The following is a 21,874-nucleotide window of genomic DNA, read 5'->3' as shown; positions in this document are numbered from 1 at the left end:
GTCAATTTGTGGTCTGGAATTATTGCCTACAAATTCCTAGATAAAAAGCCCACTATTAGAGATTTTCAAGAAAAAAATCTACTTACAAATTTTGAACTTTTTCAAGATATTGCCGCTTAACTCACGTTTGACAAGTTCCAGTTTTCCCAGAGCTTCGATTTGCTCCAAAGTGGTTTGATGCTTGATAACTTCTTTTTTGCTTGCATCACTCCCACCCCAAAAACTACTTTTGATAAAGTGCCAAAAGAGTATTCCTGCTAAAAATAGCAGAATTCCCGCACCTATTTTTATAGCCCATTTGACAAGCATTGAATTTATGTGTTAATTTGCAAGAAATGAGTTGATATGCTCACTATTTACGCCCAAAATTTAGGAAAAAAATTTAATAACGAGTGGATATTTCGGAATTTTTCTTTTGAATTTCAAGCAAATAAGCCTGTCGCTATTACAGGCAATAATGGAAGCGGAAAATCCACACTTTTACAAGTAATTTCGGGCATTTTACCTGCCAGCGAGGGGAAAATTTTTTACAAAGTAAATGACAAAGTTATTACCACAGAAAATTTTTACAAATATCTTGCTTGGGCAAGTCCGTATATGGAACTCGTAGAAGAGCTCACTCTTACGGAAATGATACAATTTCACAAAAAACTGAAAGGTTTGCAAACGGCTCATTTAGTTGAAATTTTGCGATTAGAAAATGCCCGCCACAAGTACATAAAGAACTTTTCATCGGGAATGAAGCAACGCCTAAAACTGGGCTTGGCGTTTTACTCACCTGTTCCTGTTTTACTTCTGGACGAACCCACTACCAATTTAGACCAAGAAAACACTCTTTGGTATCGGTCGGAAATGCAAAGACTGCTTGGAGAAAAATTGATTATTGTGGCTTCAAACCAACCCGAAGAATATGAGTTTTGTAAAGTGAAAATCAGTTTGCAGTAAAATATTAGGATTTGAGCCAGTTAGCAATCATTTCTTTGCCATACTCTGTGAGTATGCTTTCAGGGTGAAATTGCACACCTTTTAAGGCATATTTACGATGTGAAATTGCCATTACAAAACCTGCTTCGTCTTCAGCAGTGATTTCTAAATCGGTAGGTAAGAGAGAGGCTTTATCAATTACCCAAGAATGATACCTACCTACTTTGAAGCGAATAGGCAATTTTTCAAACAGTTTTTCCGTTTTACTACAAAGGTGTACTTCGGTGGCTACTCCGTGCTGAACTTGGGGCAAATTGTAAAGCGTTGCACCAAAGGCTTCACCAATAGCCTGATGACCAAGACAAACTCCTAAAATATCTTTGCCTGAAGCATAATTTTGAATTAAAGCAGGCATTATACCTGCATCTTTGGGAAGGCTGGGACCCGGAGAAAGTAAAATTTTATCATAGACAGCTACTTGCTCCAAAGCAATTTTGTCATTGCGAAAAACATCGGGATATACGCCTAACTCTTTGAGTAAATGTACTAAATTGTAAGTAAAACTATCGTAATTATCTAAAACCAAAACCTTCATAAGAGAAAATTTGAACAAAGATGAAAACTTTTACAAAAAACGCAAAATAAACGTTCAAGTGTGTGCGTTTGAATAGAAAAATTTTGTTTAACTTTTGAAAAAAAATATTAAACAAAATTTGTATTTTTGTTTAACTTTTAGTAAGTTTGTATTCAACAAAACAATGGAGGTGTATTATGACAGCCCTTGAATTTAACAGCCAGTTAGCACAAGCTATAAAGGCTCTCAAGCCTTTTGCAGTGCGTTTGACCAAAGATTTGGAAGATGCCAATGATTTGCTTCAAGATACAATGTATAAAGCCTTCACCAACCAAGAAAAATTTGCCGATGGCACTAACTTAAAAGCTTGGCTTTATACCATAATGAAAAATACGTTCATTACCAACTATCAAAGAATGGTAAGACGTAAAACATTTATCGATACTACGGATAACTTGCATTATATCAATAGCACAGCAAGTATCTCACAAAACATAGGGGTTTCGTCTCTGGCAATGCAAGAAATCACAGAGGCTCTTGATGCCCTTGATGAAGTGTATCGCACTCCTTTTATGATGTACTTCAAAGGCTTCAAATATCACGAAATCGCTGAAAGGTTAGGTATTCCGATTGGCACGGTGAAAAATAGAATTCACATTGCCCGCAAGGAATTAAAAGATAAGCTCTTAAAATTGGGATATTAAAAATTAAAAACCTCATAGATTGATAACTATGAGGTTTTTTCGTGAGCAAAAGTGTTTATTTCAAAAATTTTAGCTTCAAAAACTTCAGCAAAATGTTTGATAATAACGCTTTCTACTTCTTGCAAAGGAACTTGCTTGCCAAGTTCTTTTTGCATTGAGGTTACGCCTTTATCTGTTATACCGCAAGGCACTATGTAATTGAAAAAATCAAGCTCTGTATTTACATTCAACGCAAATCCGTGCATAGTTACCCAACGACTTGTTTTTACTCCCATAGCACAAATTTTACGTGGATTGCTTCGTATATCTACCCACACGCCTGTAAGCCCTTGCAATCTCTCCGCCCGAATGTCAAAATCAAGCAAAGTGCGAATAATTACCTCTTCCAAAGAACGCATATACCAATGTATATCGGTAGCAAAATTTTCAAGGTCTAAAATCGGATAGCCTACTATTTGCCCCAAGCCGTGATAAGTAATATCGCCACCTCGGTTAATTTTGTAAAATTCTACACCTTTTTCAGAGAGTTCATTTTCTGAAATGAGTAGGTTTTCAATTTTTCCACTTTTGCCAAGCGTATAAACGTGATTATGCTCGCAAAGCAAAAGGTAGTTTTCAGTAGGTTCAGTGTTTTGTGGGTTAGTTTTCTGAGCTATGATTTTTTCAAAAAGAAAAGTTTGGTAATCCCAAGCGGGTTTGTATGAAATTCTCCCTAAATTTTGAAAAAAAATATGTTTGTTTTTCATCTACTATCTGCCAAAATACAAGTTTTCTTTATCTTTACGGGTTTGGTCTTCCAAAGGATATTCTTTGCGTAAAGGGTGATAGTCCATTTCATCTACGTTGTAAATGCGTTTGAGGTTGGGGTGCCCATCAAAAATAATTCCATAAAAGTCGTAGGCTTCGCGTTCCATCCAGTTGGCGGCGGCAAAAAGATGTGTAATTGTAGGAATATGTAAATCATTTTCAGATAAAAATACCTTGATACGCAGGCGTATGTTATGAATAAGGCTATGGATTTGATACATCACGGCAAATTCTGCACCTACATTATCGGGGTAATGAATACCACAAAGCGTAGTGAGGAATTGAAACTGAAACTGCTTGTGAAAGTACAAATATTCTAAAAGATTGACAATAATTTCCCTATCGCATATCAGCAAAGGTAGGTCGGAATGAGTATGTGTATCCAAAACTAATTTACCTTCAAACTTCTGTAAAATATCTTCTATTACAATTTCGCGTGTAAGTACAGCCATAAGCGTAATGTTTCTAAATTTTCAACCAAAAGTAAAGACTTTTCAGAAAAAAGCCAATTTATTCGTAAAAATTTTCTGTTAGCCCTAAAAGGAAACTTATGTTTTGCCAAAAAGGTTTGATATTGAATTTGGTAGGTGAAAGAACAACTTGTTTGTGAAGTAACTTTTTTCCTTCTTTGAGTTCATAATAGGAAAAGAACCACTGATTGCGTTTGCGATTGAACCAACCTTTCACCCCTGCTATTTCTTGAAATTGAGATTTGGGACTTAAGCGATAAATTTGAGCTTCTTCGCCAAGATAATTTTGTGTTTTTTCATCAACTATGAGTAACAATCTTGGCATTTTATCAGCGATTTTTTCTCTTTGCGAATTTTTAGTTACAAAAATCCAAGTATTTTTTTCTTTCTTAATTTCTACGTATTTCAGTAAACTGCTTACAATGGCAGGGTTTCCCCGATAAGCGATTCCATTGATTTGTCCGCTGAGTGTATCATAGAAAATTTCTTGTTTGAGCGAATCTATCCATTTATCTTTCCAAAAAATTTTGTATTCAATTTCAGTAGGCAGGTGTTTGCTATTGTAAGCAATTTTTGTAATGTTTTTTTTGATAAACTTTTGTTCGCTTTTATCCCAAAATTCATCATAAAATTCAGTGGGTAAATAGCGAATGTTGTAGTTGAAGGTTCGGCGTTTGTATTTGAGCCAATCGCGGTTGAGGCTATCCCAAATTTCTTTGCGGTAGTTTTGTAGGGCGTGGAAAGCATTGTAGCTAAAAACCCACCGATGAGTATAGTACCATTCATTATTTTGCCATCTTTCGCATAGGATTTCTCGCAAGTGGTTTTGCTTATCGTATAAATGGAAGTATCGCTTTTCTAAAATTTTCTTGGTAGTATCATTGGATAGAATTTTATAAAAGAAAATGGTATCAGCAGGCAAAAAAGGAGGTTTCCCTTGTGCCCAAAGCCATTGAGAAAGTGTAACCCAAATCAATAAGCAAGAAAAAAACTTCATAAAAATTTAAGCATTTTGGCAAAAATACAGAAAAATGTCTGAATTTTATGTCTATGTTTGTGCTTTGTAATAAGTTTGTACCTTCAAAATAGCTTTTGTGGAATTTTTGCTTTATTTTCTTGTATTTTTTGCTAGTGTGATAGCAGGTTTTATCAATACGCTTGCGGGTAGTGGTAGCCTGATTATGCTTCCTTTGCTGATTGCAATGGGCTTGCCCCCTGTGGTAGCTAATGGCACAAATCGCATAGCGGTTGTTTTTCAAAGTACTACAGGACTAATCACCTTTCTGAAAAAATCGTCTATTCGTCTAAAAAATCCTACTTGGATAGTAACACCTTCACTCATTGGGGCATTGTTAGGGGCTTATGTGGCTACGCTTGTTAGTGATAAATTTTTCAAAGACTTTTTAGGGATTTTGATGATAGTAATGCTTGTGCTTTTGCTTCTGAAACCCGAAAAATGGCTTAAAGAAAAGCTAACAGAAAGTTTCAAAGAAAAAAAATGGTATAATCAGTTAGGATTGTTTGTAGTTGGGTTTTATGGCGGTTTTGTGCAAGCAGGAGTTGGCATTTTTTTACTGATAGTGTTGGTAATGGGTTTTGAAAAACCTTTAAAAATTGCCAACGCTTACAAATTGATTATTGTAGCTTTGTATGCTCTGCCTGTGCTTTTAGTATTTTTGTGGCAGGGGCAGGCAGATTGGTTCTGGGGCATACTTACAGCAATCGGGCAGGCTTGTGGGGCGTATTTTGCCGCACATTTTGCCGCCAAGCACCCAAAAGCTAATGAATGGACTTACTACCTGCTAATAGTAGTAATTATAGTTTCTATTGTGTATTTTTACACTTGAATGGTTGTAATGATTTTCATAATTCTGATAAGTTTTTTCACTTTTGCGAGTGAATATTGTATTTTTGTTTTTTATTCTTGAAAAGCTATGACGCCTCTAACCTGTATTTCACCGATTGATGGTAGGTATTTCACACAAACTCAAAGCCTTAGCCCTTATTTTTCTGAATTTGCTCTAATGCGTTACCGAGTTTGGGTGGAAATAGAGTATTTTATTGCTCTTTGCGAGCTAAATTTGCCTCAACTACAAAGTTTTGATAAAAACAATTTTTCCATTTTGCGGGACTTTTACCATAATTTTTCTATCAATGATGCCGAAAAAATCAAAAACATTGAAAAGACAACCAATCACGATGTAAAAGCCGTAGAATATTTTATCAAGGACTTTTTCGCCCAAAATGGCTGGCAAGAGTTTAGTGAATTTGTACATTTTGGACTTACTTCGCAAGATATTAACAATACGGCTATTCCTTTGAGCCTCAAAGAGGCTATACAGGCTGAAATCTTGCCCACTTTACAAAATATTTTGAACCAAATTGAACAAAAAGGGCAGGAGTGGCGAGCAATACCTATGCTTGCACGCACGCACGGGCAACCCGCTACGCCTACTACAATGGGCAAAGAATGGCTCGTTTTTGCCGAAAGGCTCAAACAGCAAATACAACTGCTTTTACAAATTCCATTTTCAGCAAAATTTGGCGGAGCCACAGGTAATATGAATGCTCATTTTGTAGCTTTCCCTGAAATAGATTGGCACGCTTTTGCTACGAAATTCTTGGCTTCTTTGGGGCTACAAAGAAGCTATCCTACTACACAAATTGAGCATTACGACCATTTAGCCGCTATTTTGGATAGTCTAAAACGCCTCAATAATATTCTGATTGATTTTGCACGCGATATTTGGCAGTATGTAGCAATGGAATATTTCAAGCAAAAAATTAAGGCAGGTGAGGTAGGCTCCTCGGCTATGCCTCACAAAGTCAATCCTATTGATTTTGAAAATGCCGAAGGAAATTTGGGCTATGCCAATGCTATTTTTGAACATCTTTCTGCCAAGCTACCTATTTCTCGTTTGCAAAGAGATTTAACAGATTCTACCGTGCTACGCAATCTGGGTGTGCCGATAGCTCATAGTTTTATTGCTTACAAGTCTTTACTTAGAGGTATTGAAAAACTACAACTCAACGAAGTAGCTTTACAAAAAGATTTAGACGAAAACTGGGCGGTAGTAGCAGAGGCTATTCAGACCATTCTACGCCGAGAAAAATATCCACAGGCTTACGAAGTCCTTAAAAATCTCACACGTACCAATGAAAAAATTACCCAAAAAACTATCATAGATTTCATTGAAACACTTGATCTAGCTGAAAATGTCAAACAAGAATTGAAAAGCATCACACCATTTAACTATTTAGGTAAATTTTGATGAAAAATAGTAAAGCAAAGGGTAAGAAACGTTTTATCATCAATATTATATGTGCCATTCTGACGCTAACGGCTTATTATAGTTGTTACCTTTCGCCTGCAAACTATTTTTGGGCAGGTTTTTGGGCTTTGAGCGTTCCTGTTTGGCTTGTGGTGAATTTGCTTTTTGTATTGCATTGGTTTTTGCAGAAATCTTGGAGGGGGATTGTTTCGACTTTGGTTTTGGCAGTAGGTTACTCGTTTATCATAAGCACTATTCGCTTTCAGTTAGGCGGGGAAAAAAAGAAAAATAATAACTCTTTTAGTGTTCTAAGCTATAATGTAAGGGTTTTCAATGTCTATAATCATTTACAAGGCAAAGATAGTATCAGTGCAAAAAAACTTATTCAGCAAGTAGTAGAAGATAGTAGTGATATTAAATGCTTGCAAGAGTTTTTTTGCGAAGATAGTTCCAAAGTGTTCAATACCATCGCTAAAATTAAGGAAAAAGGCAAGTATCAGTATGTTATTAGCCCGCAGAAAAGTGAAAGGCACAATTACTTTGGCATAGCCATTTTTTCAAAATATCCGATAGTAAAATCAGGCGAGATAAAATTTGCCAAAAGTCTCAACAGAGGGCAATTTGCCGATATTATAGTAAAGAAAGACACTATTCGCATCTACAACATTCATCTGCAATCTATCAGCCTTGATGAAGAAAAAATGTTTGACAGCGAAAGCTACGAACAACTGAAAAAAAACTATAACAACATATTCTTGCAACTTTTACGAGCATTCCGTTTGCGTGCTAAACAGACCGATTTGGTGCTTTCTCATATTGAGAAGTCGCCTTATCCTGTTATTGTTTGCGGGGATTTCAACGATACTCCTTACAGCTACACTTACAAGCGTTTTAGGGAAAAACTGCTCAATGCTTTTGAAGAAAAAGGTAGTGGTTTAGATTTTTCGTATAATGGCAAACTTTTTTTCTTGCGAATTGATAATCAATTTTATAGCTCAAAGTTCAATCTTCATTTTTTTGAAACAGACCGTTCTTTCAATTATTCGGACCATTTTCCTTTGCGTGGTATTTATAGCATAAAAAAACCTCGCTTTTAGCGAGGTTTTATTTTTAGTTGGGTGCATTTTCAGTGGCTTCGGGAGCAGGATTTTCGTTGTTGTTTTCACTTGTTTCTTGTGCTTTCTGTTTTTCGGCGATAGCTTTTGCTCTTTCCTCTTTGATTTTAGCTTCTGCTTCCAAGCGAGCTTTTTGAGCTTCGGCTTTTTCTTTGGCAAGTCTATCCACTTTACCCTGAATTTTAGCATTTTTCTGTTCAAGCCAAGCCGCAAATTTAGCATCGGCTTGTTCTTGGGTGATTGCACCTTTCAAAACACCTACTTGCAAGTGTTTTTTCATTAAAATTCCTCTGTAAGAAAGCATTGCTCTTACGGTATCGGTAGGAATAGCTCCATTCATTACCCATTTGAGAGCTTTTTCCTCGTCTAATTTGATAGTAGCAGGGTTGGTGTTAGGGTTGTACGTACCGATTTTTTCAATAAATTTTCCATCGCGTGGAGCACGAGAATCGGCAACTACTACATCGTACATTGCGTACTTTTTCTTTCCTCTGCGAGCTAAACGAATTTTTACAGCCATTTTTCTAAAAATTTTTAGGTTGAGAATGACAGAACCCGTCTGTCTTTCGGTTTTTTAGGACGGCAAAGATACAAAGAAAAAAACTTTTTTCAAAGAAAAATAGCACTATTTTTATTCTACCCTAAAAATAGGATAGCGTTGATGATGTTTTTCGTAGTAAGGTGAATTTTTGTAAATAAAATCTAATTGTTTATAGGCACTTTGAGCAAATTCGGTATCGGAGCGTTTTTTGGCTTCAAATTCAGCCCTCAAAGTAGGATTTTCGGCTAAAAGTTTTTCAGCAATTTCTTCAAAAACATAATCTGAAAAACCTTCTTTTTGTTGTAAAATGGTATCAAAAAAATTCCACGCAAAATAGCTATCGGGAGCTTGTGGTTCTAAAACATTCATTATGAAGTTGATATGAGGCTGGTTGGTCATCACAATAAAATCGCCCTCTTCAATAGTATAGGCATCAGCCTTTTTTTCTACTTCAATATCGTAATGAAAATAATGCCCTTCGTAAGGTTTTTGCGGTGTTTTGAATTCTTTGATGTAATAATAGAAACCTTTGAAAGTTTCTTTTTTGGTGAATTTTGTAATCAGTACACCATTCATTTCAAGCATTTTAGCGATATTGGCATAAGTTTTGGGAATAATATACATTTTGGGCTTTCTAATAACAAGTTTGGGTTCGTGAGTGTCATAGTAAGGAATTTTTTTGGTATAAGGCTTTTGTGAATTGTATTTGAGGCGAGGCAAACCTGTAATTTTGCTGGTTACAAATTCAGCTTCATAGCCCTTGAAATCTATGAATGTAGGTTTTTGCTCATTGATTTTCCAATCCAAAATCATATTTTCTTGCTTCTGAAAATACTCAAAGGCTTTTTTGCGGTTTCGCTGGATTTTAATGCCCTCTTTTTCTAAAATTTCTAAAATGCTCATCATCATTTTGTAGGTAGCTTGCACCCGTTTATCAAAAGGTTTGAGCATATGCGTTTCAGCTACCATTGCAAGTGTATGGAATTGGGTGGCGTAAATGTGTGAAAAACGTGGAGAACGAACATTTTGCACTAAACCACTATCGGGAATATTTTTGCGAAGCTCAACATAAGGAGACATTTCTTCCCCCTTTTTTTTCATCAAATTGAGCATATCGGGCTTAAATTCTTTCAAAAAATAGCTTTGCATATCGGGGGCGTACAAGGCAGGATTGGCAAAAATATAGGTCATAGTGTACTGATAATCAGCACCATTGGTAACGTGGTTATCAATTTGTACATCTGGTTGCCAAGTCTGAAAAATTTGCACAAAAGTTTTGGCATTTTCGGAGTCCATTTTAATAAAATCACGATTGAGGTCTAAATTTTTGGCATTTGCCCGAAAGCCATAGCTTTTGGGTCCGTTTTGGTTGGCTCGGCTGTATGAATTTCGGTTTAGCACGCCATCAACATTGTAAAAAGGAATAATCGCCAAAACCGTGTTTTTACACATTTTTTTGAGTTTATCATTTTGTACAATATCACGCAATAGCATCATTGAGGCATCAACCCCATCGGGTTCGCCTGGGTGAATGGCATTGATAACCAAAAAAATCGTTTTATTTTTAGCTTTAAGCGAAGTAGGATTAAAATCTTTATCCTCTGAAAAAACTACCAAATGCAAAGGTTTGCCTATATCGGTAGTGCCATACTCAAAAATTTTAATTTCAGGATAATGAGAAGCTAATTTCTGATAAAACTCTATTCCTTCTTCATAGGTAGCTGTTTCTGTACCTTTGGAACGCTCAAAAGGAGTAGTGAAATCTTGTGATAAAACTTGTGCAAAGCTCAAAAAACAAAGAAAGGTAAAATATATTTTTATCATTGCTGGTTACTTTTTTAGAAAACGTGAGCAAGAAACAAAATATTTTCAGAAAAGGCAAAAAATGCAGATTTTTAGTAAATTTGCAGTGGGAAACTTGAACTACTGAACCACTAATTATGCGATTTAATAAAAAAACATTCCAACAATTGAAAGTTTACTTTTGGCGGATACTTATTTTTGGGGGAGTAGGATTGTTGCTGTTTTACATATTTGCCCCCAATGCTACGCTCAAAAATATCTTTGCTCGTCTTGAAAAGACCTTTCCCAACCAAACATTTACTACCAAACTCTACGAGTGGAAAGTAGAGTATTTTTCCAAGAAAAACGCTTCTGAAAAAGAGCAGGAACAAAAGAAAATAGAGCAAGAGTTTGAAATTGTTGAGGGAAAAAAGGAGCAAGAGAGTAGTGCTTCCCAAACGAGTAAGCCACCAAAAAAGCAAGGAAATTATGAGGATTTAGAAATCCCCAAGTCGCCGTACAATGATGAAATTATACGCCATACTTATTTCACACTTGCCTACGTGGAAGAACACGAACAGGCTCGTTGGGTAGCTTACAAAATGACAGCCAAAAACTTAGAAAAAAACGTAACTCGCAGTCAAGAAATTTTTTATCCTGATAGAAAAGTAAGTACGGGTTCGGCTTTGCCAATGGATTATGCAGGCTCGGGCTTTGATAGAGGACATTTAGCACCCGCAGGAGATTTTACAGGCAATGAACAAATGATGCACGAAACCTTTGCTATGAGTAATATGAGTCCGCAATACCCCCTTTGCAATCGTGAAACTTGGCGACTTTTGGAAGAAAAAGTACGTTTTTGGGGTGAAAAAAAAGGTGATTTGTATATCATAACAGGACCCGTATTCAAGGGAAATATGCAAAAAATTGGCAAAAAAAATAAAATTTCAGTACCACCTGCCTACTATAAAGTGATTGTAAGCCTCAAAGAAGAACGCGGAATAGCTTTTATTGTTCCGAATGTGAATAAAAAAGAAAACTACCGCAACTATCAAGTAAGCATTGATGAAGTAGAAAAAGAAACAGGATTAGATTTTTTTTATCTTTTACCTGATGATTTAGAAGAAAAAATTGAAAGTTCTGTTTCCAAGGAAGGTTGGTTTAATCCTCCTAAATCTAAAAATGATAAAAATAAGAAATCAATTAAATAGTTACCTCTTTTGAAACTTTTTTTACATTTTTTAGGTTTTAATTCAAAAATAAACGTATGAAAAAATTGATTTGTGTATTTTTGTTTTGGGTTTCGGTAAATATAGCTTATGCTCAATGTGTGATGTGCAAATCCGTTTCTGAACAAGGTAATACAGGCGGAGCTATCAATAGTGCTATTTTGTATATGGCGTTTTTTCCATATTTGCTCATTGTTGTGATAGGTTACCTTTGGTACAAAAATTATAAAAGACAAAGAAATGCGAGAAAAAACCAAACTTCAAGCGATTTTGGAGTGTAAATGTCCTCGTTGTAGGCGGGGAGATTTAATGGGTAAAGGTAAAATTTTTCCCAAACCCCATTTTTCCTGTCCTGTATGTGGGGTCCGTTATGAAAAAGAACCCGACTTTTTTCAGGGGGCAATGTATGTGAGCTATGCTATTTCAGTAGCAATTTTCGTAACATTTGGCTTTGGAGCATACTTCGTTTTCAACGACCCTCCTACGTATGTGTATTGGCTCACTATTATTACAGCAACCATAGTGCTTGCACCGCTTAACTGGCGTTTGTCTAAATCTTTGTTTATTCACGTTTTTGGAGGTTTTAGCTACGAACCCAATATATTGCAAGAAAAAAACTAAACCAAAGTTTGCAATGAAGCGACCTTGTCAATTTTTGAACAAGTTAAGTCGCTTCACTCATCAAAGGAGACTGGGTACAAAATTTTTCACACTTTGAGCGATTTCAAGCACGAGTGAGGGGTCTTTTTCAATGGCATTTCCAACGACAATCACATCTGCTCCTGCTCTGACAGCCTGTAAGGCTTTTTCTGCCGAATTGATGCCTCCACCCACTAAAATAGGCGTATCTACAGATTTACGCACAGCTTGTATCATTTGTGGAGAAATCGGTTTTTCTGCTCCACTGCCTCCGTCTAAATAAATCAGTTGTAAGCCCAACATTTCACCTGCCATTGCAATACAAGCCGCCACGGCGGGTTTATCGTAAGGAATGGGGGTTGTGCCACTCATAAACGAAGCAGTAGTTTGTTTGCCTGTATCTACGAGCATATAACCTGTGGGCAGAATTTCTAAGCGACTTCTTTTCAGAATAGGAGCGGCTAAAATATGTTGTCCTATCAAAAAATCGGGGTTTCTGCCCGAAATAAGTGAAAGAAACAAGATAGCATCGGCTTCGGTATCAATATGCAAACTGCTGCCTGGGAAAAGTACCACAGGAATTTGTGAAATAGATTTAGCAATTTCCACAACTCGGCTCAAATTATTACCAGTAATCAGACTTCCCCCAACAAAAAGAAAATCTACTTGAGCAGATTCGGCTAAATGAATGAGTTCAATACATTGCAGTTCATCAACATTATCGGGGTCTATGAGTAAAGCAAAAGCCTTTTTTTGCTCATTTTTGAATGCTTGAATCCGTGATAAAACCTTATTCATCTTCGTTATTGGGTTCGTTTTCGTAGTTTTGAATTTTTGCTAAAAGCTCATAAATTTTTTGTTTGGCAATGGCTAAAAGAAACATAGCAATTTCCCGCTTAATCATTGCAACAATATCCAAATCTTTTTGAGATTGGGGTGGATTGTACTTTTCTCTCTTTTCTGTTTCATCAGCAGAATTTTCTTCTTGTGATGGAAAAAAATCCTGCAAACGTAAAGGATAATCCAGCCATTTTTTTAATATCCAAAAAGTACCTATACCCACAAAGGCAATAGAAAGCCCTATTTTGAACTTATGCCAAATTTTATCTTGGATATTTTCAATTTCTTCGGCGATAGCGGTTTCCAACAAATCTGCCTCTTGTTGAAGATTTTGCGTTTTTTCTGTCATACTTGTTCCTCTTCTTGTGAAGTTAAGTAAGTATAATCTTTGATGATTTGTCTTAAAAATGGGTAATTATTCAATTTTTCGTTTTCAATGTTAAGCAGTTCTTTGAGTTTTTTTACAAAAGGTACTAACACTTCCTCATTACCAAATTTTTCGTAAGATAATACAGCTTCTTTTACGTAGTTTATATCTGTATCAGAGAGCAACAGGACTTGTGGGTATTTAGGTTCATAGAGTTTATCAAATTCGGGGATAATTACTTGTTTGCTTAATTGAGTAGCCGATTTTAGTTTGATTAAACAAGTACCTGCGGCAAGGTCGCCCAAACGCTGATAGTATTTGTTGGTAGCCGCTACAATAATGCCTAAAATACCAAGAGTAGCCCAAATATCTATCATTCTGAAAAGCCAACGCACTACATACTGCGTGAGTGAGGGCTGTCTGCCATTAAGGGTAACTACTTTGATGTGCATTATTTTTTTTCCGATAGTTTGTCCGTTGAAAAAAACTTCTTGAACAAGCGTGTAGGTTGAAAGCGGTAAAATAAGCGTAAAAAAATAAACTAAAAGGAAAGTGGTTTCGCTGATTGCACCCTCTAAAAACCATTTCTTAAAGAGAAATTCTAAAAATCTCAGATACAGCCAAATATACAGAAATATTGCAAATGAGTCTATCAAAAAGGCTAAAATTCGCTCGCCTAACCCCGCAAGGTTGTATTCTAAAAAAACATTTTGTGTAGTTTCTACACGTAGCGTATTCATCAGGCTTCAATATTTATACAAAATTAGTTTTTCTTGGAAAAAAGAAAAAAGGGCTTGCTGTTTTTTTTTCTGTACAAACAAGAATTTTGTATTTTTAAGCGTTTAATTTTGTATTTTGTGGCAAATGAAGCAAATTTTTACGATAGTAGTTTCTTTCCTACTCTACGCAATAGCTTTTGGACAAGCCCAACAACGCAAACAGCAATTAGAAGAGCAGAAAAATGCTAAACTCAAAAATATTGCTGAAATCAATAAAATTTTAGAAGAAGCCACGAGCAAAAAACAACGCTCTTTGGGCGAACTGAACGCTATCAATGCTCAAATTCAACAGCGAGAGCAGATTCGTGGGGCTATTCGCCGAGAAATTTCTTTCATTGAAAAAGATATTTCCGATACCGAAAAAATCATAGAAGGTTTAGAAAAAGACCTTTCCGACCTCAAAAAAGAGTATGCCCGAATGATTTACCAAGCCTCTAAAATGAGCAATCGTTACAATCAGCTTACTTTTGTGCTTTCGGCAAAATCTTTCAATGAATTTTACAGACGTATTCAGTTTGTAAGGCAGTATGCTGTGGCTCGGCGTAAGCAATTGGAACAAATCCTCAAAACCAAAGAATATTTGGAAACTCAAAATCAAATTGTTCGCAAACAGCGTGAGGAGAAAACCAGCACACTTACCAGCCTGCAAGAAGAAGACCGAGAACTCTTGAACTTACAAAAACAACAAAGCGAACTTGTAAAAGAACTTGCCAAAAGAGAAGCAGAGTTGCGTCAGCAGTATTTGGCGGAAAAAAAAGAGTTACAAGAGCTTGAAAAACAAACACTTGCACTTATTCGTGCCGAAATCAAGAAAACAGGTGGTGGCGAAACCAAAGAAATTGTACTGACCAACCCCGAAGATATTAAACTTGCGAATTCTTTCGCTCAAAATCAAGGTAACTTACCTTGGCCTGTGGATAATGGCTTTATTTCCTTGCGTTTTGGTAAGCAAAAACACCCCGTCATTGCGAATTTTTATATTGACAATGCGGGTGTAAAAATCCAAGCTAAACAGGGAACAAAAATTAGAGCTGTTTTTGAGGGAAAAGTAGAAGCCGTACGCGAAAGAATGGGACCCGGTTACAGCATTATGATAAATCACGGCGATTTTTTCACTATCTATGAGCCTGTGGATAATGTGATGGTCAAAGAAAATGAAAGAATCAACACAAAACAAATTTTGGGAACAATTATGCCTAATTTTGAAGGTACTCCTGAACTACTTTTTTGCATCTATAAAAATGATAAAAAATTAGACCCCGAAAAATGGCTTTACAAGAAATAAATCGTAATAGTTTTAGCTAAATTTATACTTCTATGCCTTGGTTGCTTCTTTTATTACTTATCGCTCATAGCGGTTTTGCTCAAACAAATAAAGAAAAAACTGCTGTTCGTCAGACTATTGACCGCCTTTTTGAAGGAATGAAAAAGGGTGATTCTACAATGGTAAAAAGTGTTTTTCACGCTTCGGCTCGTTTGCATACTACTGCTTTTGATAAAAATGGGCAAGCTATTTTGCAAGAGGAAAGTATTGAAGGGTTTATTAAGGTTATCGGAACACCGCACCCTGAACCTTATATTGAAAAAATTGAAAATTATCATATTCAAATTGACGATAATTTGGCAAGTGTATGGACAGAGTACAGCTTTTTTGTAGGCGAGCGTTTTAGCCATTGTGGGGTAAATGCTTTTCAACTTTTTCGTGAAAAAGAAGGTGTTTGGAAAATTATTCAAGTTACAGATACTCGCCGCAAAAAACCTTGCAAAAATCAAAAATAACTCGTAAAAAATCATTTTCTTTCAAGTTTTAATATGCAATGGCGAACTGAACTACATATTGCAGAAAAATATCCCTTTCTTACACACACGCACAAGATTTTGACTTTGGGTTCGTGCTTTGCCGATGCGATTGGCAAAAAACTTGCTGAAAATAAGTGGCAAGTAGCTATCAATCCATTTGGTACTATTTACAACCCTGTTTCTATTTTTCGCTTGCTTCGTTTTTGTGCGGGTGTAGAGTTGCCACAGAGTAAATTTTGTGTAGAGAATCCCGAAAAAATTTGGTTTCACTATGATTTTCATTCTGCTTTGCGAGCCGAAACCCAAGAAACTCTTTGGCAAAATATTCGTGAAAAAGTAAGTCAAACAGCTCAATTTTTTGCAAATACCTCCATAATTTTGCTCACTTTCGGAACGGCTTGGGCATATGAAACCGCAGAAAAACACCTTGTTGCGAATTGTCATAAAATGCCCGCTTCACTTTTTCAAAAAAGGTTGCTTTCAGTAGAGGAGATTTTAACAGATTTTGAGCAAAGCGTTTCTATTTTGCAGGGGAAAAAAGTCATTCTTACTATTAGTCCTGTAAGACATCTGAAAGATACTTTGCCACTCAATTCAGTTAGCAAGGCGGTTTTACGTTTGGCTTGCCACTACTTGCAAGAAAAGTATGAAAATGTGCATTATTTTCCTGCTTTTGAGCTGGTAATGGACGACCTGCGAGATTACAGGTTCTATACCGATGATTTACTGCACGTTACACCGCAGGCAGAAAATTATATTTGGCAGAAATTTCAAGAAACTTTTATACCCGCCGAAACACAAAAAATGCTTGCCGAATGGCAAAAAATTTCACAAAAAATTCAGCATAAACCTTTCAACCCAAAAGGTGAGGCACACCAAAAATTTTTGAAAAATCTTTTACAAGAGCTACAAGCAATGCAAAAAAATCTTGATGTAAGTAAAGAAATTGCAGAAGTGCAAAGGCAAATTCAAAATTTCGTTTAATTTTGCAAAAATTTTTTGGGATTATGTCTGCTATGCAAAAACTTATAGAGGGTTTTCCCTCACAAATTCGCAAAGCCGTTGAAATTGGGAAAAAAATTCGCACAACTGCTCATAACGAGGAAATTCAAAATGTGTTTGTAGCAGGATTGGGAGGTTCAGGCATTGGTGGAAATTTGGTAGAAAGCATCGTTTCGCCTGCTATGCAAGTGCCTTTAATAGTCGGTAAAAATTACGAAATACCTAAATTTATAGGCAAAAATACTCTTTTTATAGCGTCTTCTTTTTCAGGCGGTACTGAAGAAACGCTTATTTCGCTTTCGCAGGTAAAAGATGCTAAAATTGCCTGCATAAGTTCGGGAGGCAAACTCATTGAAATTGCCCAAGCAAAGGGCTACGACTATGTACAAATTCCCAACGAAGCCCCTTGCCCGAGGGCGTTTTTGGGATATTCTTTTGTGCAAATCTTATTTCTTTTGAAGCATTACGGCTTACTACAATATGATTTTGAAGCTGATTTACTTGCGTCTGTGGATTTGTTAGAGCGGAAACAATCTGAAATTCAAGCAGAGGCTCAAAAAATTGCAACACTTTGTTATGGAAAAATTCCATTTATTTACAGCGATACACGCTTGCAAGCAGTGATTACCCGCTTCCAACAGCAAATCAATGAAAATGCCAAGCAACTCTGCCACACGCATATTTTCCCTGAAATGAACCATAACGAGCTTGTAGGCTGGCAATTAGGCAAAACATACTATCAGAATACGGCTGTTTTGCTTGTAAAAACCACTTACGACCACCCTCGTACCCGTCTGCGTATGGATATATGTGAGCCTATTTTCCGAGAAAAAACGTCTGCACTGCAAATCATTCAGGCACAAGGTACAAGTTTCATAGAACAAGCCTTATATCTGATAAATGTTTTTGATTGGGCTTCGCTCTTTTTGGCAGAGAAAAATGGCGTTGATGCTTTTCCTGTGGATATTATTACACACCTCAAAAACGAACTCGCCAAAGAAGCGTGGTAGCTCAAGCCCACACTTTTGTGCCTTCGGTGCAATTCTGACAAATATCTATTTCTTTGCGAGAAATGAGCAGTTTTTGGCGAAAATTTTGATAAGCCTCTGATTGCCAGATTTCTCGCAAAGTTTTTTCTTGCAAGTTACCAAGCTGATGGGTCGCATCTTTATCAAAACAACAAGGCACAATTTTGCCGTCCCAAGTAATTACACAGCCTTGCCACATTCGCCAACATTGATTAAGCAGTGGGTTTTTGATAGCATACTTGCCATTGCTTTGCAAAGCATAGCGGCTATATTTGCTATTGGAAGGCATAAGCCGAGAGCCATTTTCATAGTCATAGATTTGAGCGGTTTTGAAAGCCACTTTATCAACGCCTAAATTTTTTGCCAAACGCTTTACCTCCTCAATTTGATGTTCATTCGGTTTCACAACCAAGAACTGAAAAATGGTATAGGGTTTTTGGTAATTGCCTTTTTTTCGCAAATTAAGCAAGGTTTCGGTGCCAAGTAAGACTTTCTCTAAATTTCCACCTATTCTGTACTGCTCGTAAGTTTCTTGGGTGGTGCCGTCAATAGAAATGATTAGCCTATCCAAGCCACTATCAAGAGTTTTTTGGGCATTTTTTTCGTGTAAATAATGAGCATTGGTAGAGGTTGCCGTGTAAATGTTTTTTTGAGAAGCATAAGAAACCAAATCAAAAAAATGGGGGTGCAAATAAGGTTCTCCTTGAAAATATAAAATCAAGTAAATCAAATGATTAGAAAGCTCATCAATAGTTTTTTGGTAAAAATCTTTTTCTAATACACCCGTAGGACGCGAAAAGGCTCGCAAACCACTGGGGCATTCGGGGCATCGCAGATTGCAAGCTGTGGTAGGCTCAATGGAAACACTATAAGGCAAACCCCAATGAAACGGCTTTTTCAGCAAACGTGAAACATAATAACTGCTTATTGTTTTGGCAACGTTCCAAACTTTGGGAAAAGAAAGTTTGCCGAAAAGGTTGAGGGTATCTTGTAGGGGATTCATTAAGCACTTATTTTTGTGCAAGTTACAATTTTTTCAAAAATTTTTTCAGAAAACTGCCACGCTTTGTCTTTGAAAAGGATTATTTTTGTAATCCTTAATCTCAAAATTATGGAGAAAGAAAATGTAGAAGTTGGTTTGCGAAAGGCAAAACCTACAAGTAATGCCGCTTTGAATACGTTGGGGAAAGTTCCTCCACAAGCTCGTGATGTTGAAGAAATTGTTTTGGGAGCTTTAATGCTTGAAAAAAATGCCATAATGGAAGTAGGGGATATTCTGAACCCAGACTGCTTCTATGACCCTCGTAATCAGGAAATTTACCGAGCAATTACTTTTCTTTTTAGCGAAGCTCAGCCTATTGATATAATGACCGTCAAGAATAGACTTCAAAAAATGGGTAAGTTAGAAGCGGCAGGTGGGGCTATGTATTTAGCTGAACTTACCTCCAAAGTAAATTCGGCGGCAAATATCGCTTATCACGCCCGTATAGTGTTGGAAACCTATATCAAAAGGCGAATTATTGAAGTAGTGAGCAAAGTAGGCACTATGGCTTACGAAGATAGTACTGATGTATTTGACCTGCTGGATTTAGCTGAAAAAAGTTTTTTTGATATTTCCGAAAACAATATTCGGAAAAATTATATGATGATGGAAGACCTGATGAAAAAGACTTTGCAGGAAATTGAGGAGAAAAAAAATCGTAAAGATGGACTTACAGGCGTACCCACGGGTTTTCGGGATTTGGATAGGCTCACAGCGGGCTTTCAGAAATCTAATTTGATTATTGTAGCGGCTCGTCCGGGTATGGGTAAAAGTGCTTTTATGCTTTCTATGGCTCGTAATGCCGCCATTGATTTTGGTATGCCTGTTGCTATTTTTTCTTTGGAAATGTCGGCTACTGAGCTGGTCAATCGTCTGATTTCTTTGGAAGCCGAAATAAGAAGTGAAAAAATCAAAAAAGGACAGCTCTCTGATGAAGAAGTGCGTTATATGCACACGCGTTTAGGACGCCTTATGGAAGCTCCTATTATTATTGATGATACCCCCGCACTTTCGGTGTTAGAATTAAGAGCCAAAGCACGCCGTTTGGCGGCTCAGAACAATATTCAAATGATAGTGATTGATTATCTGCAATTGATGTCGGGGGGTGATATGGGTAAGGGCGGAAATCGCGAGCAAGAAATTGCTTATATTTCAAGGTCTTTGAAAAATTTAGCCAAAGAACTCAATATCCCTGTAATTGCATTAGCACAGCTAAGCCGTGCCGTAGAAACGCGTGGAGGTGATAAAAAACCACAACTTTCGGATTTGCGTGAATCTGGCTCTATTGAGCAAGATGCAGATGTAGTGATGTTTTTATATCGTCCTGAATACTATAAAATTACACAAGACGAAAATGGTATGCCTACTAATCAACTCGGTGAGGTAATAGTCGCCAAGCACCGCAATGGCTCAACTGATACTGTGAGGTTACGTTTTATAGGCGAATTTACGAAATTTACCAATTGGGAAGATAGTCAAATAGCTGACGTAGGGGCTTCTTTTGAAAACTTTTCTAATTTCCCTACAACTCCACAAATTCCGTCAGAGTTTCAGGAAAATCCTCCTAATAGCTCTCAATTTGTAATAGGTAGTAAAATTAACGAAAGAAACAATAAAACTTCCCAAAACCAGCCCTCTGAATTTGATGAAGATAATCCGCCTTTTTGATAAGTTTTGAGGGGCTGAACTAAAGCCTAAACTTTTATTTCAATGCAGGTATGGCTGTACAACCTCGTTACGAGGTGTTATTTTTGGTGCATACAGATAGCGGCAATTTTTGGCAATAAAAAAGCCCAACTCTGGAAAAAAGGTAGAAAAGACATTTGGGGTACTTTACAAAGTAAAATTTCCAAGCATAAACAGAAGGTTTGGTTTCATTGTGCTTCTTTGGGTGAGTTTGAGCAAGCTCGCCCCGTTTTGGAAAAATTTAGAGAAAAATATCCTGATTTTCAGATAGTTCTGACTTTTTATTCTCCTTCGGGCTATGAAGTCCGAAAAAACTATGATAAAGCCGATTTAATTACCTATTTGCCCACCGATACCCCTGATAACGCCCTGAACTTTTTGAGTATTGTTCAGCCAAAGCTCATTTTTTGGACTAAATACGAGTTTTGGTATCATTTTTTGCATACTGCCAAGCAAAAAAATATTCCTGTGGTGCTTTTTTCTGCCATTTTTCGCAAGGAACAACTATTTTTCAAGCCTTATGGCTCTTTGCATCGTAAAATGCTTGCTTGCTTTGCTCATATTTTCGTGCAAAATGAAAACTCTTTACAACTGCTTCAAGGTTTGCATATTCCTTTTGTGAGCCTTGCAGGTGATACTCGCTTTGATAGAGTAGCCCAAATCTTACAAGAAAAACACGAAACTAATTTTTCCAAAGTTACTCAATTCAAAAACAATACGCCTCTACTTATTGTAGGCAGTGCTTGGCAAGAAGATTTAGCAGTGATTGAAAAGTTTTTACAAAGATTTCAAAAGCCGCTTAAAATCATTGTTGCCCCACACGAAATTCACGAAAATGAAATAAGAAATTTGCAGAAAAAGTATAACGCCTTGCTTTACACAGAATTAGCTGAAGAAAATTCTCCTCAAAAATACAAGTTATTGATAATAAACACCATAGGCATACTTTCTGCCTTGTACCGCTATGCAGACTTTGCTTTTGTGGGGGGAGCTTACAAACAAGGTCTACATAATATTTTAGAACCAGCTACCTTCGGCTTGCCTATATTTTTCGGCAACAAAGCCTTTCAAAAGTTTCAGGAAGCACAAGATTTACTCGCTTTGCAAACTGCTTGGAGTATAGCCGACGAAAACGAACTTTTAGTAAAATTTGAAAAACTCTACCAAGATAAACTTTTCTATCAACAGTGCAAAAAAGCTACTCAAAACTATGTTCAAAAAAACATTGGTGCAACTGAAAAAATTATGCAACTTGTAGAAAAATGGATATAAT

At 36.6% G+C, this 21,874-nt stretch carries 24 protein-coding genes; 14 read left to right on the top strand and 10 right to left on the bottom strand.

Features of this window, described 5'->3' with window-relative positions; all coding sequences use genetic code 11:
* The first annotated feature begins 345 nt into the window (after positions 1-345).
* Positions 346-945 carry an ABC transporter ATP-binding protein gene (locus Rain11_RS07720; protein ID WP_101358775.1) on the top strand — a complete coding sequence of 200 codons (600 nt, stop codon included), beginning with the start codon at positions 346-348 and terminating at the stop codon, positions 943-945.
* A gap of 4 nt (positions 946-949) precedes the next feature.
* Here Rain11_RS07720 and Rain11_RS07715 read toward each other — a convergent pair whose 3' ends face one another.
* A complete protein-coding gene (locus tag Rain11_RS07715; RefSeq protein WP_101358774.1) occupies positions 950-1,519 on the bottom strand; it encodes an anthranilate synthase component II in 570 nt (189 codons plus the stop codon).
* A gap of 176 nt (positions 1,520-1,695) precedes the next feature.
* On the opposite strand from Rain11_RS07715, the gene Rain11_RS07710 reads away from it, so the two are divergent.
* A complete protein-coding gene (locus tag Rain11_RS07710) occupies positions 1,696-2,202 on the top strand; it encodes an RNA polymerase sigma factor (RefSeq protein ID WP_101358773.1) in 507 nt (168 codons plus the stop codon).
* A gap of 26 nt (positions 2,203-2,228) precedes the next feature.
* Here the strand turns inward: Rain11_RS07710 and lipB are convergent, their stop codons facing one another.
* The 3 genes from lipB to Rain11_RS07695 are packed head-to-tail and all read right to left on the bottom strand — an operon-like array spanning position 2,229 to position 4,476.
* Positions 2,229-2,948, bottom strand: coding sequence for a lipoyl(octanoyl) transferase LipB (lipB, locus tag Rain11_RS07705; RefSeq protein WP_101358772.1), 720 nt, complete (start codon positions 2,946-2,948; stop codon positions 2,229-2,231).
* A gap of 3 nt (positions 2,949-2,951) precedes the next feature.
* Complete coding sequence (locus tag Rain11_RS07700) at positions 2,952-3,461, bottom strand: NADH-quinone oxidoreductase subunit C (RefSeq protein WP_101358771.1); 510 nt, start codon at positions 3,459-3,461, stop codon at positions 2,952-2,954.
* Between the two features lie 58 nt (positions 3,462-3,519).
* Positions 3,520-4,476 carry a hypothetical protein gene (locus tag Rain11_RS07695; protein ID WP_101358770.1) on the bottom strand — a complete coding sequence of 319 codons (957 nt, stop codon included), beginning with the start codon at positions 4,474-4,476 and terminating at the stop codon, positions 3,520-3,522.
* 97 nt (positions 4,477-4,573) lie between these two features.
* Here Rain11_RS07695 and Rain11_RS07690 point away from each other — a divergent pair, with 97 nt between their 5' ends.
* From Rain11_RS07690 to Rain11_RS07680, 3 genes are all read left to right on the top strand, one after another.
* Positions 4,574-5,326, top strand: coding sequence for a sulfite exporter TauE/SafE family protein (locus Rain11_RS07690; protein ID WP_165778098.1), 753 nt, complete (start codon positions 4,574-4,576; stop codon positions 5,324-5,326).
* 87 nt (positions 5,327-5,413) lie between these two features.
* On the top strand, positions 5,414-6,751 hold the full coding sequence (gene purB / locus Rain11_RS07685) for an adenylosuccinate lyase (protein WP_101358768.1): 1,338 nt from the start codon (positions 5,414-5,416) through the stop codon (positions 6,749-6,751).
* On the top strand, positions 6,751-7,848 hold the full coding sequence (locus Rain11_RS07680) for an endonuclease/exonuclease/phosphatase family protein (RefSeq protein WP_101358767.1): 1,098 nt from the start codon (positions 6,751-6,753) through the stop codon (positions 7,846-7,848). The genes purB and Rain11_RS07680 overlap by 1 nt, the downstream gene beginning before the upstream one ends.
* Positions 7,849-7,861: 13 nt before the next feature.
* On the opposite strand, the gene Rain11_RS07675 is transcribed toward Rain11_RS07680, so the two are convergent.
* Both Rain11_RS07675 and Rain11_RS07670 read right to left on the bottom strand, forming a co-directional pair.
* Positions 7,862-8,386 carry a 30S ribosomal protein S16 gene (locus Rain11_RS07675; protein WP_101358766.1) on the bottom strand — a complete coding sequence of 175 codons (525 nt, stop codon included), beginning with the start codon at positions 8,384-8,386 and terminating at the stop codon, positions 7,862-7,864.
* Positions 8,387-8,497: 111 nt separating this feature from the next.
* Positions 8,498-10,231, bottom strand: a complete 1,734-nt coding sequence (locus tag Rain11_RS07670; protein WP_101358765.1) for a M14 family zinc carboxypeptidase — start codon at positions 10,229-10,231, stop codon at positions 8,498-8,500.
* A gap of 146 nt (positions 10,232-10,377) precedes the next feature.
* Here Rain11_RS07670 and Rain11_RS07665 point away from each other — a divergent pair, with 146 nt between their 5' ends.
* Genes Rain11_RS07665 through Rain11_RS07655 form a run of 3 tightly spaced genes read left to right on the top strand, consistent with a single transcriptional unit; the run spans position 10,378 to position 12,039 of the window.
* Positions 10,378-11,400: a DNA/RNA non-specific endonuclease gene (locus Rain11_RS07665; RefSeq protein WP_165778097.1), complete on the top strand. Its 1,023-nt coding sequence runs from the start codon at positions 10,378-10,380 to the stop codon at positions 11,398-11,400.
* 56 nt (positions 11,401-11,456) lie between these two features.
* Complete coding sequence (locus tag Rain11_RS07660; protein ID WP_101358763.1) at positions 11,457-11,699, top strand: hypothetical protein; 243 nt, start codon at positions 11,457-11,459, stop codon at positions 11,697-11,699.
* Complete coding sequence (locus tag Rain11_RS07655; protein ID WP_101358762.1) at positions 11,659-12,039, top strand: DUF983 domain-containing protein; 381 nt, start codon at positions 11,659-11,661, stop codon at positions 12,037-12,039. Before Rain11_RS07660 ends, Rain11_RS07655 begins: the two co-directional genes overlap by 41 nt.
* A 60-nt stretch (positions 12,040-12,099) precedes the next feature.
* Here Rain11_RS07655 and Rain11_RS07650 read toward each other — a convergent pair whose 3' ends face one another.
* Genes Rain11_RS07650 through Rain11_RS07640 form a run of 3 tightly spaced genes read right to left on the bottom strand, consistent with a single transcriptional unit; the run spans position 12,100 to position 14,004 of the window.
* A complete protein-coding gene (locus Rain11_RS07650; protein ID WP_101358761.1) occupies positions 12,100-12,855 on the bottom strand; it encodes a geranylgeranylglyceryl/heptaprenylglyceryl phosphate synthase in 756 nt (251 codons plus the stop codon).
* The gene (locus Rain11_RS07645) at positions 12,848-13,246 is read right to left on the bottom strand and encodes a hypothetical protein (RefSeq protein WP_101358760.1); all 399 of its coding nucleotides are present in this window, start codon (positions 13,244-13,246) and stop codon (positions 12,848-12,850) included. Before Rain11_RS07645 ends, Rain11_RS07650 begins: the two co-directional genes overlap by 8 nt.
* Entirely contained in the window at positions 13,243-14,004 is a 762-nt protein-coding gene (locus Rain11_RS07640) for an RDD family protein (protein ID WP_101358759.1), read from the bottom strand. Before Rain11_RS07640 ends, Rain11_RS07645 begins: the two co-directional genes overlap by 4 nt.
* Before the next feature lie 124 nt (positions 14,005-14,128).
* On the opposite strand from Rain11_RS07640, the gene Rain11_RS07635 reads away from it, so the two are divergent.
* From Rain11_RS07635 to Rain11_RS07620, 4 genes are read left to right on the top strand one after another with little or no spacing between them, the layout of a single operon-like run.
* Complete coding sequence (locus tag Rain11_RS07635) at positions 14,129-15,328, top strand: murein hydrolase activator EnvC family protein (RefSeq protein ID WP_133121537.1); 1,200 nt, start codon at positions 14,129-14,131, stop codon at positions 15,326-15,328.
* A gap of 32 nt (positions 15,329-15,360) precedes the next feature.
* Positions 15,361-15,822 (top strand): nuclear transport factor 2 family protein, encoded by a 462-nt coding sequence (locus Rain11_RS07630; protein ID WP_101358757.1) that lies wholly within the window; start codon positions 15,361-15,363, stop codon positions 15,820-15,822.
* A 33-nt stretch (positions 15,823-15,855) separates the two neighbouring features.
* The gene (locus Rain11_RS07625; protein ID WP_101358756.1) at positions 15,856-16,827 is read left to right on the top strand and encodes a GSCFA domain-containing protein; all 972 of its coding nucleotides are present in this window, start codon (positions 15,856-15,858) and stop codon (positions 16,825-16,827) included.
* 23 nt (positions 16,828-16,850) lie between these two features.
* Positions 16,851-17,855: a bifunctional phosphoglucose/phosphomannose isomerase gene (locus Rain11_RS07620; RefSeq protein ID WP_101358755.1), complete on the top strand. Its 1,005-nt coding sequence runs from the start codon at positions 16,851-16,853 to the stop codon at positions 17,853-17,855.
* Between the two features lies 1 nt (position 17,856).
* Here Rain11_RS07620 and Rain11_RS07615 read toward each other — a convergent pair whose 3' ends face one another.
* Positions 17,857-18,876, bottom strand: a complete 1,020-nt coding sequence (locus Rain11_RS07615; RefSeq protein ID WP_101358754.1) for an SPASM domain-containing protein — start codon at positions 18,874-18,876, stop codon at positions 17,857-17,859.
* A gap of 108 nt (positions 18,877-18,984) precedes the next feature.
* Here Rain11_RS07615 and dnaB point away from each other — a divergent pair, with 108 nt between their 5' ends.
* Both dnaB and Rain11_RS07605 read left to right on the top strand, forming a co-directional pair.
* Complete coding sequence (dnaB, locus tag Rain11_RS07610) at positions 18,985-20,583, top strand: replicative DNA helicase (RefSeq protein WP_101358753.1); 1,599 nt, start codon at positions 18,985-18,987, stop codon at positions 20,581-20,583.
* 42 nt (positions 20,584-20,625) lie between these two features.
* The gene (locus Rain11_RS07605) at positions 20,626-21,873 is read left to right on the top strand and encodes a 3-deoxy-D-manno-octulosonic acid transferase (protein ID WP_101358752.1); all 1,248 of its coding nucleotides are present in this window, start codon (positions 20,626-20,628) and stop codon (positions 21,871-21,873) included.
* Position 21,874 lies beyond the last annotated feature (1 nt).

The organism is Raineya orbicola, from assembly GCF_002843425.1.
In the GTDB taxonomy this organism is placed as follows: domain Bacteria; phylum Bacteroidota; class Bacteroidia; order Cytophagales; family Thermonemataceae; genus Raineya; species Raineya orbicola.
This window is presented reverse-complemented; position numbering and strand designations above follow the sequence as displayed.